At 66.0% G+C, this 12504-nt stretch carries 14 protein-coding genes and 1 riboswitch; of the genes, 4 read left to right on the top strand and 10 right to left on the bottom strand.

The features are described from left to right. Window positions 1-36 precede the first annotated feature (36 nt). A complete protein-coding gene (locus AC5RW2_RS13975; protein WP_493950985.1) occupies window positions 37-780 on the bottom strand; it encodes a GAF and ANTAR domain-containing protein in 744 nt (247 codons plus the stop codon). A gap of 174 nt (window positions 781-954) precedes the next feature. Between AC5RW2_RS13975 and AC5RW2_RS13970 the strand changes: the two genes are divergently transcribed. The 4 genes from AC5RW2_RS13970 to AC5RW2_RS13955 all read left to right on the top strand — a co-directional run bounded on the left by AC5RW2_RS13970 (window position 955) and on the right by AC5RW2_RS13955 (window position 4496). Further along, window positions 955-1872, top strand: a complete 918-nt coding sequence (locus tag AC5RW2_RS13970; protein ID WP_493963229.1) for a DMT family transporter — start codon at window positions 955-957, stop codon at window positions 1870-1872. A gap of 151 nt (window positions 1873-2023) precedes the next feature. Beyond that, on the top strand, window positions 2024-3376 hold the full coding sequence (locus AC5RW2_RS13965; protein WP_494074085.1) for a GAF domain-containing serine/threonine-protein kinase: 1353 nt from the start codon (window positions 2024-2026) through the stop codon (window positions 3374-3376). Between the two features lie 134 nt (window positions 3377-3510). Then, the gene (locus AC5RW2_RS13960; protein WP_493963227.1) at window positions 3511-3900 is read left to right on the top strand and encodes a VOC family protein; all 390 of its coding nucleotides are present in this window, start codon (window positions 3511-3513) and stop codon (window positions 3898-3900) included. 79 nt (window positions 3901-3979) lie between these two features. After that, window positions 3980-4110, top strand: a riboswitch (SAM riboswitch). A 29-nt stretch (window positions 4111-4139) separates the two neighbouring features. After that, window positions 4140-4496, top strand: coding sequence for a hypothetical protein (locus AC5RW2_RS13955; RefSeq protein ID WP_494074084.1), 357 nt, complete (start codon window positions 4140-4142; stop codon window positions 4494-4496). A gap of 61 nt (window positions 4497-4557) precedes the next feature. Here AC5RW2_RS13955 and AC5RW2_RS13950 read toward each other — a convergent pair whose 3' ends face one another. From AC5RW2_RS13950 to AC5RW2_RS13910, 9 genes are all read right to left on the bottom strand, one after another. Next, the gene (locus tag AC5RW2_RS13950; protein WP_493963486.1) at window positions 4558-5355 is read right to left on the bottom strand and encodes a glycosyltransferase family 2 protein; all 798 of its coding nucleotides are present in this window, start codon (window positions 5353-5355) and stop codon (window positions 4558-4560) included. A gap of 8 nt (window positions 5356-5363) precedes the next feature. Continuing rightward, a complete protein-coding gene (locus tag AC5RW2_RS13945) occupies window positions 5364-6806 on the bottom strand; it encodes a PIG-L family deacetylase (protein ID WP_493963225.1) in 1443 nt (480 codons plus the stop codon). After that, entirely contained in the window at window positions 6803-7765 is a 963-nt protein-coding gene (locus AC5RW2_RS13940) for an acyl-CoA dehydrogenase family protein (protein WP_494074083.1), read from the bottom strand. The genes AC5RW2_RS13945 and AC5RW2_RS13940 overlap by 4 nt, the downstream gene beginning before the upstream one ends. 81 nt (window positions 7766-7846) lie before the next feature. Next, window positions 7847-8407 carry a Dps family protein gene (locus AC5RW2_RS13935; protein ID WP_493963223.1) on the bottom strand — a complete coding sequence of 187 codons (561 nt, stop codon included), beginning with the start codon at window positions 8405-8407 and terminating at the stop codon, window positions 7847-7849. 125 nt (window positions 8408-8532) lie between these two features. Next, window positions 8533-9336: a TspO-related membrane protein gene (locus AC5RW2_RS13930; protein ID WP_493951000.1), complete on the bottom strand. Its 804-nt coding sequence runs from the start codon at window positions 9334-9336 to the stop codon at window positions 8533-8535. Between the two features lie 49 nt (window positions 9337-9385). Then, on the bottom strand, window positions 9386-10102 hold the full coding sequence (locus AC5RW2_RS13925) for an anti-sigma factor (RefSeq protein ID WP_493963222.1): 717 nt from the start codon (window positions 10100-10102) through the stop codon (window positions 9386-9388). After that, entirely contained in the window at window positions 10089-10661 is a 573-nt protein-coding gene (locus AC5RW2_RS13920) for an RNA polymerase sigma factor (RefSeq protein ID WP_493963221.1), read from the bottom strand. The genes AC5RW2_RS13925 and AC5RW2_RS13920 overlap by 14 nt, the downstream gene beginning before the upstream one ends. Window positions 10662-10728: 67 nt before the next feature. Beyond that, window positions 10729-11448 (bottom strand): class F sortase, encoded by a 720-nt coding sequence (locus AC5RW2_RS13915; protein ID WP_493951003.1) that lies wholly within the window; start codon window positions 11446-11448, stop codon window positions 10729-10731. 134 nt (window positions 11449-11582) lie between these two features. Beyond that, window positions 11583-12404: a DUF4397 domain-containing protein gene (locus AC5RW2_RS13910; protein WP_493963220.1), complete on the bottom strand. Its 822-nt coding sequence runs from the start codon at window positions 12402-12404 to the stop codon at window positions 11583-11585. Window positions 12405-12504: the final 100 nt, after the last annotated feature.

The raw sequence follows: 12504 nt of genomic DNA, 5'->3' as shown, positions 1-12504 counted from the left end.
CCTCAAAGTCAACGCGGACCTCCTGCTGCGGGCCGATCAACGGTCGAAATGTGCTCCTTCGGTGGACGGATCGGCGGAGGCCACGAGATCGGCCGCCAGGTCGCGAAGCTTGATGTTGCGGCTGCTTGAGGCTGTCCTGAGCAAGGCGAACGCCTCTTCTTGGCTGCAGCGGTTCTGGCCCATGATGATGCCGATGGCCAGCGAAACGGTGGTCCTGGACTCCAGCGCGGCTGCCAAGTCGGCTTCGGCATCGCGGTGGCTTGCAAGGCGCACTGCCAGCGAAAGGGCCCGGGAGGCCTGCCGGGCGTATTGTTGGGCAGACTCGATGGACTCCTCGTCGAATCTGCCGGCTTCGTCCGAATAGAGATTGAGGCCCGCGGCGTTACCGGAGCCGATAGCGATTGGCACACCCAAGATGGACCGGACGCCCTCATCCATGATTCTGGCCCGATACTCGGGCCAACGGGCATCTCCGGGCAGGTCGGCCACGTGGACCAGGACCTGTTCCCGGGACGCCTTGAGGCAGGGTCCGTCAGGGAAGCCGTACTGGATCTCGTCCAGCGCTTGCGCACGGTCGCTGCTGCTGGCCACTGTGCTGGCCTTCTTTTGGCGCAGCAGCGTGATGCCGCATAGCAACTCCTCGCCGGGGTGCGAAAGATTGTGCACGGCCAGGCGCACCAGAGCATTAAGGAAAACCTCTAGGTCCGTACTGTCGACCGCCGCGTCGTGGAGGAACTCCTCCACGCTCAATCCAATAGCATCGTTATTTTCGCCCGGCATGGCGCTGCCCTTTCTCAGTTCCTCCCGTTAACTTAACCCAACTCGGGCGGTCCCCGCGCCATTATCCTGCCGTTACCCGCACCACGTTCCGAACAAAAAAGGCGCCCAGATGCCCGGCACTGCCTTTGGCGCTATTGTTTGTCGGATACCCGTCACCCAAGCAGGAGGAGCAGCATGCGCGCCTATCTCCTGCTGATGCTGGTGGTGGTTTTCTACGCAGGCAACATCCTCACCGGCAAGGCACTGAGCGATCTACCCCCGCTGACCATCGCCTTCGGCCGGATCGCCGTCGCCTTCCTGGTGCTGCTCCCCCTCGGGTACCGCAGCGCCTGGCGTTCCCGGCACCTGTTCGTGCGGCATTGGAAGCCGCTCCTGCTGATGACTGTTACCGGGATCGCGGGATTCAACACGTTGATCTACTCCGCGTTGCAGTTCACCTCGGCCACCAACGTCTCCGTGCTGGAAGCGTCCATTCCCGCCGTCACCGTGCTGCTGAGCTTCTGGCTGCTGCGCGAACGGCTCCGGCCGCTGCAGTGGCTCGGCATTTTGCTCTCACTCTGCGGAGCGCTGTGGGTGGTGACCAACGGCCAGTTGCTGCGCCTTGTGGATATGTCATGGAACATCGGCGACGCGATCATGGCCGTCGGCGCGGTGTCCTGGGCGGTCTACTCCCTGGCCGTGAAGAAGTACCTGCACCTGTTCCCCGCCCACGGCGCGGTACTGGTCATGACCGGCCTGTCCGTGGTGTGCCTGCTGCCGCTAGTGGCCGGCGAGTGGATGATCGTAGGCGTCCCGGAGATCAGCGTCGGCCAGTGGTCGGGCCTGCTGTACCTGGGCGTCTTCCCTTCGGTGATCGCCCTGCTGCTGTACAACCGTGCCGTCGCCGCGCTGGGTGCTTCGCAGGCGTCGGTGTTCCTGAACTTCGTGCCCGTGTTCACCATGCTGGGCGCGTACCTCTTGTTGGACGAGTCAATCACCGTGATGCAGATCCTCGGCGCGCTGGTGGTCATTGTGGGGATATTCTTCACCACCCGGAGCAAGCGGGCGCCCGTCCGCTATCAAGAACGGTCCGTGGTCGCTGCGGACGAGTGATAACGATTCAGCATTTCCCACGCGTTTTGGTCAAGTCCGGGATGCCGAGCCCGTACGATTAGTAAGGGTGCTGTCAAAGTGACGGCCGGGGTGCCGCCATGGGGCGGCCAGAAAGCAGGAGACATTGGCGCCTCATCTAGATCGATCCGGCATGCTGCTGGATGGGCGGTACCGGCTTAAGGAGCTCGTCGGCACCGGAGCCAACGCCAAGGTGTACCGGGCGGAAGATCAAGTCCTGGGGCGGGAAGTGGCGGTCAAAGTCATTCAGCGCCCCTCGATGAACGAGGAAGAGTTCCGCCACGACAACGCCGAGATCAAGCTGTTGGCCCACCTGAATCACGGAAACCTGGTAACCCTTCTGGATGCGGGCATCGACCGGATCGAAGCCGGACATCCGCAGATTTACCTGGTCATGGAAATGATCGAAGGCGCAGACCTGAAGACCCGCTTGGCGGAGGGTGCCTTGCCGCCGCGGCATGTGGCGCAGATCGGCCATGATCTGGCAGAGGGCTTGGCCTACATCCACAACAACTCCGTGGTGCATCGGGACGTTAAGCCCGGGAACATCATGCTGTTCAACTACGACGACGGCGGGTCGCGTCTGCGAGCCAAACTCGCCGACTTCGGCGTCGCCGTCGTGATCTCTGAAGATGCCCATGTCTCTGGCATCTACGGCACTGCCGGCTACCTAAGCCCGGAGCAGGCGATGGGCGAACCCATAGGGCCGGCCAGCGACATCTATTCGCTGGGTTTGGTGCTGCTGGAATGTCTGACCGGTCAGGCCGCGTTCTCCGGGCCGCCGTTGGAATCTGCCGTCGCGCGACTCTTGCGCGATCCGGTGATTCCGGCCACGCTGGGGTCGGAGTGGGAGCGGCTGCTGACCGCGATGACCGCGCGCGAGCCAGAGGCACGGCCCACCGGCCGCGAGGTGGCGTTGATGCTGTCCGATCTGTCGCAATCGCGGCGCGGCCGGTACAAGGACGTTTCGATCATCCCGGCCGATGAGCCACAGCGGATGGAAGCGGTCCACCGCTACAACATCCTGGACACTCCGGCGGACGGCGCCTTCGACCGCATCACGGCGCTGGCCGCCCGGCTCTTCGCGGCCCCCATCGCTATTGTCAGTGTGGTGGACCACGACCGGATCTGGTTTAAGTCGCACCACGGGCTCGATATTGAGCAGATCGACCGGGAGCCTGGGCTCTGCGCGTCGGCGATCCTGCAGAACGGGCCGTGGATCATCAACAACGCGCCGGCGGACCCCCGCGCGTTGACCAACTCGCTGGTCGCCAGCGACTTCGGTCTGAAGTTCTACGCCGGCGTCCCGCTGAAGACCCGGGACGGCTACAACCTCGGCACGCTGTGCATCCTGGACTTCGAGCCGCGCGAGTTCAGCGCCGAGGACACGCTGACACTGGAGGACTTGGCCGCCGTGGTCATGAATGACTTGGAGCTGAGGTTGGAAAGCCGCCGGCACCTTGCGGAAGAGCCACTGGCGGTCTAGTCGACCGAATGGTCCGTGGTGTCACCGGGAAGGGCAGACAGCGAGGGCGATCTGCGGTAGCGTCCCAGCATCACCGCGAACCGCCCCGCGTGCGGCGCTGGCCATCGACCGGGAGGGCTCCCATGCTGCGAGGAATGAGCACGGTCAGCTACTGGACCGCCGATCTGCCGGCGGCTGTGGCCTGGTATTCGGACCTGCTGGGCACCCAGCCGTATTTCCAGCAGCCGGGCTATGCCGAATTCCGGATCGGCGACTATCAACATGAGCTCGGCCTGATCGACACACGGCACGCTCCGGCCGGACACGGGATAGATCCGGGCGGCGCCATCCTCTACTGGCATGTGGACGATGTGCAGGCCGCCCATCGGCGGCTGCTGGAGAAGGGCGCGAAGGAACTGGAGCCGGTCTTCGAGCGGGGGCACGGCTTCATCACGGCCTCGGTGGTCGATCCGTTCGGCAACGTCCTGGGCGTCATGCAGAACCCGCACTATCTGGAGATGCTGCGCGCCCGTCCGGGATCCTGAGCTCACCCCGCGTCAAACTGCTGGCCGGTCTAGGGATGGCTCGCCATTCTGTCAGCAGCGGGCGCTAGGTTAGAGACAGCTTCACGAGATGCGCGCCGCCCTCCGGCGAGAGGGCAGATGCTCCGACATGGCCGCACACCAACCCCAACCTCACGGGTGGTTCGGATGAAGAAGCGGTCCGTCTCCAACTGGAGCGGGCAAGAGCGTCCGCCGTGGCGGACTGTGGAAAAGGAACTGACGTGGCCACCTATGAAAACCGAGCCGATAACGAGCCTCAGATCAGAACGGAACGGTGCTCGGTATTCCTTCCGGGACACAAAGTCCATAGGATCCAGATCCGGAAGGCGCTGAGAGACGATGCCGGAGTTCCAGTGACCGTTCGTCTGGAGGTAGATGGGAAAGTGCGCCTCTTCGGCGCTGTGGAGGAACGACACTGCTGGCACCATGACACGGCGGACGTCGCGGAGGCACTGGCCCTCCCCTGCGGAGACATCAAGTGGTACGAACAGTGGAGATTACTGACCATCGAGACGATCGCGGACCAGCGGTTCTTCACCTTGGGATGGGTTGGCGAGGCATCGGAGTGCCGGTCTTAGCCCAAACACACCGGCGCTGAGCGTCTAGCTGTGCGCTTCCGCGCCTCTTCGGCCCGGCGCCTTACTGGCTAGCCGCTTCCAGATTGGCAAGGTACCCGGCAAATCCGCCCGGAGTCCGGCCCTGCAGCCGGCCTGACGTGGTGACCTGCAGATGCGCTGCGGGCAGCACCGTGCCGCCGAGCGACCGGATGGCTTCGACCAGCCGGACGTCCTCGTGCTCGGCGAGCGCCGGGAACCCGCCGGCCGCCAGATACATCGACGCCCGTACGCCGAGGTTGGCGCCGTGCACCCTGGTGCCAGGTTCCTGACCCGTATAGTTGTCGCGCCAGGCGCGCAGCAGTCCGGGTGCAAGGCTGGCCGGCTCCGGTTCCACGGTGCCGGCCACCGCGTCCGCTCCGGCGTTGGCCAGCCGGGCAAAGGACGTCAGCCAGTCATCCGGCACCAGGGTGTCCGCGTCAGTGCAGGCAAGCCAGGTCTGCTCGTCGCGGCCGTCGGCTTCCAGCCCGGCGGAGACTCCGGCCGCCCGTGCCGCCCCGACAGAGCCATAGTCGCCCGCCAGCACGGTGATCCGCCCGTCCGCCCGGGCCGCCTGCCTGGCGATCTGGGCCGAATGGTCGGTACACCGGTCCAGCACCACCACCAGCTTCACGCTGCAGTGTGGCTGCCGGGCCCGGAGCACGTCCATGGCCCGCCGCAGCCGGCGCAGGCATCTTCCAAGCATCTGCTCCTCGTTGTGCACCGGAACGACAACGGCGATGTGCCGCAACCTGGGTGCAGTGTCCCCTTCCCCGTCGGCAGAGGCTGTCGGTGTACCCGCTGCTGGACCCGCGAGCGGTGCGGCGGCCACTCCTGCAACCATGGCGGCGGTCACTGGGCGCGCTTCGGCGCTTGCAGCACTTCCAGCAGGAAGTCCCGTTCGCGATGGAGGGTGACCACGTCCCAGCCGGTGGATTCCTTGGCGAGCGCGTGGACCTGTTCGCCGTCCAGTTCCCAGCCGTCGACCGGGTGCAGCCAGTGGCACAGCAGCAAGTGCCCGCCGGGGTTCAGCTCTTCCTGCACCTGCCGGAGCAATTCCCGCAGCTCCTTACCGGTCAGGTAATAGCCGATTTCCGAAAGGGCCACCAGGTCGATGCCGTTGATGGCCGAGGCTGGCCACTCGGCCGGCAGTTTCGCCTGCAGCAGCTCCACATTGTCACGGTCCGCCAGCCGGCCGCCCGCCTGGTCCAGTGCAACGCTGCTGGCGTCCACCGCCACCAACCGGTCGCAACGATCGGCCAGCGCGGCGGTCAGCACGCCGATGGAACAGCCGACCTCCAGGCCGCTGCCGTACCGTTCGGCCGGGAGGGCGGCCAAGGTGACAACACGCTTCCGGCGTTCGTACCAACTGGACACGTAGTTCCACGGGTCCGGGTCGCTGCGATACAGCCGGTCGAAGATGTCCTCGGCGTGCTCCGATCCGGCGGAACCAGCCGGGATCCATGCAAACACTTCAACTTCACGGGCAAAGTGTTGTTGAAACGTTTCGCCTAGGAGCACTTCGTCGCTGGCTGCGGTGGACAGCGGCTGCGTCTGCGAGACGTGGCAGGCCAGGGCCAGCTGTTTGGCCGCCACGTCCTGCGCCGACAGCGGCAAAATCCGCCAGTTAGTCCAGCTCGTCTCGGCTTCCGGATCTGCCCAGTGCCAGTACCAGATCGGAAATTCCAACAGGTCCGCCCGGTGGGCTGTTGCCGACCGGGCCGCCGCGCGGCCTACGGCTTCATGGTCCGGATGACCGTCCTGCCGGTAGGGCGCAGCAACGACCGCCTGAGTGTGGCCAGCCAGGGCTTCGGCGAAGGCTGCATCCAGGGCGTCGGCGTGCTGGCCGACCATTCCGTCCGGGATGCCCAGGAACGTCCATTCCAGCCGGCCGGCGCCTGTCTCGTCCTCCGGCTTGTCTTGGATGTGAACCTGCGCCTGGGCACGAACCTGATGCTCAGCCTGAGCCTGAGCGGAAGCTTCCAACGCCTGCATGGCGGCGCGGAACTCGGCCAGCCGCAGCCTGCGCAAGTCTGCGGCAGAGTGCGTGGGCGATTCCGGATGTGAGGCTTCGCCGGCGGTGCAGAGCAGCACTGTCACATCCGCTCCCCGGACCAGTGAGGAATGAATCAGTCCTGCGGCGCCGAGTGATTCGTCGTCGGGATGCGCGGCGGCCACCACCAGCCGGCAGCCGCGCCCCGGGACCACGTCTCCTGCCAGCGCAGCCAACCGGTCGATGCTCGCCGCCTGCCACGCGGCTTCCGGGGTTCCGGCGTCACCATGGGAGAACGTCACCACGCTGCCTCCTGGTGCTCCAAAACCATGGCACCGAGTGCGGCGTCATCACGGGAAGCATGGTGCTGGCGAATATAGACGGTCAGGTCAGCAACCCGGCGCGCGTGCGACTCGTCCCAGGCCAAGGGCGCCGGCCCCAGCGCTTGCCCGCAGATGTCCAGCATTCGTGAGCAGACCGCCTCGATCTGGCCGCGGACGCGGTGGGCCTGGACCGCACCGGCTGCTCCCGCGTCGACTGCGGCGGCCGCGGCGGCCAAAACCTCAGCGCCGGCGGCCAGCAAACGGTCCGCTTCGCCCAGCCACGCCAGGGCCAGCTGGTCCGGAGTCCGAGCGGACGCAGCAGCGTGCAGGGTGCGGAAGAGCCCGACGGCCCCGCCGAACCAGCACGCGGCGACGCCGATCCCGCCCCAGGCAAAACCCGGGCGCTCCAGATACCAGTCGGTTCCGCCGATCGGAGCAGCGGCGGCCTGCTGAAAGGACACCGGGCCGCTGGGGACGGCGGCCAGGCCGCGGCTGATCCAGTGGGCAGGCTCCACGAGGACCGCGGGCTGCGCCAGGTCCACCGCAAACGCGCGGCGTCCGCCGTCAACGTGGGCCGTGACCACGGCGCGGTCCAGCTGCGCTGCCAAGGAGCACCACGGCTTAGTGCCGGACAAAAGCCAGGCACCGCCGTCGTCGGTGGTTTTGGCGTCCAATTGGGTCCCGGAGGCTTCCGCCGCAAACACTCCCCAAGCTGTTCCCGCGGGACGCTCCACCCCCGCCTGCGCGAGGATGGAGGCCGCATCCAGGTGCGGTTCCACCGTGCGGGCAGCGGTCAGGTCCTCGGCGGCCAGGGCCGCGAGGAACTCCCATAGTTGCAGGGTGTTGCCGGTGCCCGGCACCGGTGCGGGGTCCGGCGCGGCGCGGAGGATCGCGAGCACCGGCAGCGGGTCGCCTGCACAGCGCGAAGCTTCTGCCAACAAGGGTCCGGCAGCGCCCCACCCAAGGTGGAGCTGCTGCCGGATCCTGAAGGCGCTGTTACGTTTCACAGCGCGGACGCGCTACTTGGTTTTCTGGGCGGCGCCCTTTTCCGTCTTCTCGCCGCCGGAGGCCAGTTCGCCGGCGCTGTTCTCCAGGTGTGCCCGCATGAACCACTGGAAGAGTTCCAGTTCGGCCGTCTGGCCGATCAGCAGGTCCTCCGTGACCGGGTCGATTTCACCGACGGTCTCGATGGCCTCGCGGTGCGCGCCGACCACTCCGTTGTAGACCACGTCCAGTGCGGCGAGATGCTCGGCGGTGCCGGCACGGTGGATGTCGTAGTCGTCCCAGCTGCGTTCGTTAACCAGGGCACCGGGCAGTCCGTTCGGGGAGACGCCCAGGGTGGCAATGCGCTCGGCGACGGAGTCGATCATTGCGCGGACCTTTTCGATCTGCGGATCGAGCATTTCGTGGACTCCAATGAAGTCCCGGCCCACCACATTCCAGTGGGCGTGCTTGAGGGTCAACTGCAGGTCATTGAGCGCGTGGAGCCGCTGCTGCAGGATTTTTGCGACCTTTCGGCCGTCTTCCAGCTTGAGGCCGGGAACTGTGTAGCTTGCCTTGGATCCGGTCGTTTCCGCCATGAGAAACCTCCTTGCTCGGCGATGCCGCTTGTCGGCATCCTGCTGTTTTCCAACCTAGCTGCGAACGCTGGAAACGTCCCGCTGGGCGACGTTTCGTCAGCCAAGGGCGAAATTCAGCAGGCTTACTAATCGCGAGGGCCGCCACCTACGAGCACTCGGCTGACAATCGCCGCGAGCAGCACCACCACAGCGCAGATTCCTGCGGCGATCGCGGTGCCCTGGTCGACCAGTCCGCCGTCGAGCCGCGCGACGGCGATCCAGGCGAGACCCCAACTGGTGGCCAGCGCCGGGGCAAGCCGGCCTCTGCTGTACACCGCGGTGCCAACACCAATTGCCGCTGCCAGAGCGAGCACGACCGAAGACAGCAAGGTCACCGGAAGACCGAAGCCGTCCACGCCCGACGCTGCGAAGACGGCCGCGGCATTGGCCACCGTGGCCACGGTGACCCAGCCCAGGTAGAGGCCGAAGGTCCCGTCGACAATCAATGCGTCCAGTCTCCCGTCCGGCAGCGTATCGACCAGCAGCACCAGGATGCGCGCCAGCACGGCCAGCAGGGCGATAATCACCGCAAGGCTGATGATCAACAGCCCGGCCTGCACCACCCAGATCCACGCTGCGTTCAACAGCATGGAGGCCACCGCCCAGGGGCGCAAGGCGGCATGCCGGCCGGACCACCGCTGCGCCGGCAGCAATTGCCACACCGCATAGGCGAGCAGTCCGAGGTAAATGACGGACCAGATCCGGAAAGCCGGCGCGGCCGGAGCCAGCGGAGTGGAGTCTTCGTTCAGCCAGCCACCTGCCGCCTCTTGGATCGGGGTCCCGATCAATACGCCGCTGCCCAGGAAGGCGGCAACGATGGCCACCAGGGAGCTGACCAGCACCAAAATCGGTACGGCCAGTCCGGTCCGGATCTCGGTTCGTTGCTGCATTGCTTCCTCCGGCCGTCGTCGGTGTACTCAGTGCACGATGGAATACCGTTTAGGTTCCCAAGCTGCCGCGGACGATGCTGACGCTGGAATGAGCGGGGTTTCCGTCCAATGGCTCGTCCGAAACGTCCACGATGGGGAACTTTGACAGGTCCAGTCCCGGCGGGATGGGGAACCTGCCGCTGTCCGAGTCCATCACACCGAGACTGACAAGCCCGGACAGATCGGGAGCGATCAGCCACACTTCCTGATAGCCCCGGGCCTCGTTAGCGCTCAGGCTGATGTCCAGTTCCCTGATGCCGTTCGTCTCCACCACCCGGGCCGTGCCGGTGGCGGTGTACTGCTTCAACGGCTCCAGACTTGTTTGCGCCAAAACATCCGCGCTGCGGTTGATGCTCCAGGCCACACCAATTGCTGCCAGCAGCACCACGGCAGCTGCCGCGGCCAACCAGGCGGGCAGGTTCCGGATCCTTGCGCGTCGTCGGGAGGGCAGGCTGCGGACAGGTGCTGATCCGCCGGCCCCCCGCAACGGATCTTCCGCCAGTTCCGGAGAAAGCCCCAGTTCACGATGAATGGCCTGCCAGACGTGCGGTCCGGGGGCTTCCAGTTTCGGATCGGGATCGGCTTTGGCAGCGGTCACGGCCCGGCGGAGCGCCTGGTACTCCTTGGCGCACTGGTCACAGGTTCGGAGGTGATCCCGGGCCGACCGGTCGCCGATAGTGTCGTCCAGCGCGAGCAAGCTGATCAGCTCTGGATCAAGGTGCTGCATGGTCAACCTCCAATCGGCGTCGTAAGTGCTGCAGACTGCGATGAATATGGCTCTTGACGGTACCAAGCGGCAGATCCAGCAGGCGTGAAATCTGCTCGTGCGTCAGATCTTCGTAAAAAGCCAAGCGCATGATGGACCCCTTGGGTTCACCCAGCCGTTCCAGCTCACCATCCAGCAGCAACCTGTCCGCCAGCGTTTCCGGGGACTGGGAGCCTTCCGCATACTCGGGGTCCGGCAGCACCGCCGAAACGGCACGGAGTTTTCGGTTCTCACGAGCGGAGGACAACTGCGCATCGGCGATTACTCGTCGGGTGATTCCAACCAGCCAGGCAGGCAGCCGGCCCAGCGTCGGGTCGAATCCTTCCCGCAGGCGCCAGGCCCGGATGAAGACCTCCTGCGTGACGTCGTCCGCGGCCGTTGGATCCCGCAGCGCTCGGGACGCCAACGTCCGCACGAGAGGCGCCATATGACGGTAGGCGTCGGCGATTGCCGACTCCTCACCGGCAGCGAAGGCCACATCGATGCTGGTATCCCAGACGTCGAAAGGAGGAGGTACCAAGCCTGCGTCCTTCCGGTCGTCGGGAGCTGAACCGACCCCGCAGACTGATGCTGAAGGGCCGGAAAAGTCAGTCTGGAACCGCTGTGACAACCACATTGTGGCTGTAATCCTGCCGTGCGTCCAGCCACTCGCCGCCGCACGTGACCAGCTTCAGCAGCGGTTTTCCGTCCCGGCGGAACACGCCCGCCGCATCGAATTCATCCTTATTCATCAGGTCCACCTTCGTGACCCGGTACGTGAGGGCCTTGGCGTCCGCCCGTTCCACGGTGATACGCGTGTTCGGCGGAAGCTGCCTGAGTTCGGCAAAGGGAGCCAATCCAGACAATGTGTCAACGTGAGCCGCTATCACCGCGGTTCCGGTCGGATCCCCCGGTGCCGGGCCGTGGCGGTACCAGCCGGCCCGGTCAACGGAATCAGGAATTTCCATCGCATTACCGGCAGCAATACCGACGGCGACCACGCTGACATCGATCGAGGTGCCGGCCACGACCAGCCGGGTGGGCGGAGCTTTCTTGCTTGCCGTCGCGGGCAGTGCCCGGTGAACGGGGATGGCTGCCGGGTCCGGAATCACCGAAGCCTCGGGAAGAGCGGAGGACGCCGGCGCTTTGCCGTCCGGTAGAGTCCCTGCGTTCGTCTGGCCCTCGGCCGGGGCCATGCTTTGCGAACCCGCCGGCGTGGGCGGGACTCCTTCGGCGGACTGCGGTGCGGCACATCCGGCAACCCCGATCAGGACCGCGCTGAGCAGCAACCCGGCCCGGGTCGCCGTCGTCGTCGTTCTCATGGGCATGATTCCTACTGGGAAGGGTGTGTGGGTGCGCGAACCAGATGGGGGTGCCTTCCCCCGCTTGCGGCCGGGGCCGGAAGCGGGGGAAGCCGGTGGCGCCCCGGGCAGGCGCCACCGGCTTCGTGGACCCGCTGCAGCTAATCGTTGGCGCGAACCGTCAGCTTGCGGCGGGTGAATGCGCCGGCGCCGAGGAGCAACAGGAGAGCCCCTCCGGCGACTGCGGCGCTGGTGTAGTCCGGACTTGTTTCAGCCGCAGCGCCGGACCGGCCGCCCGGCACGGCGCCCGGTGCTGAGTGCAGTCCTTCGATGTTCTGCACGGCCACGGCCAGGTTGCCGTCATCCAGGCTGCCCCAGGCGTAGACGATCGTCTGGGTGCCTTCCATGACCGTCACGTCGGCCGGCCCGATCACCGGTTCGGTGGTCCCGGCCGCGGCGACCGAGGCCGAGATGGTTCCCGGGTCCAGCGTACGGGTCTTTTCGTCCGGATTCGACAGTCCTTCAATCACCGCCGAGCCGCCGGCCAAGACGTCCACGGCGGGTGCGGCAGCGACGTGGCGCACGGTGAGCTTGCCCTTGCCGGCCTCGATGGTGGAAACGTCGTTGGTGAACAGGTTGGCGGTGGGCTTCCCATCAGCATCCAAGTTGGCGACCGCCGTGTAGTTGCCGCCGGACTCCAGCTGGACGTCCACCGGTCCAATGGCCGGGTTGTCCGCATTTTCAGCGTCCGAAGCGGTAATGGCGAGGGTGTAGTCGCCCGCGGGCAGCGCCAGTGGTCCGGCCAGGTTGCCGGGGACAAAGTCGTCGAGTGTCCGCTCGCCGTTGACCCAAACATCGACGGTCAGGTCCGGCACCCCGTGCAGGACCGAGAGCTGGGCGTCCTGTTCGGCTGCCTGGGCCGGAGCTGCCGCTCCGAGCGCCAACAAGCCCAGGGCGGAAACGGTAATGATGCTCTTGCGCATGTGATCTCCTTCAACGGCCCGGCTGCACCAGGCTGTGGCTGCTTACACCCCTACTACCGGCCGGGCCACACGTTTGGATGCACGCTCATGAAGTTTTTTT

It is taken from the genome of Arthrobacter sp. B0316-1-20 (assembly GCF_059091865.1).
This window is presented reverse-complemented; position numbering and strand designations above follow the sequence as displayed.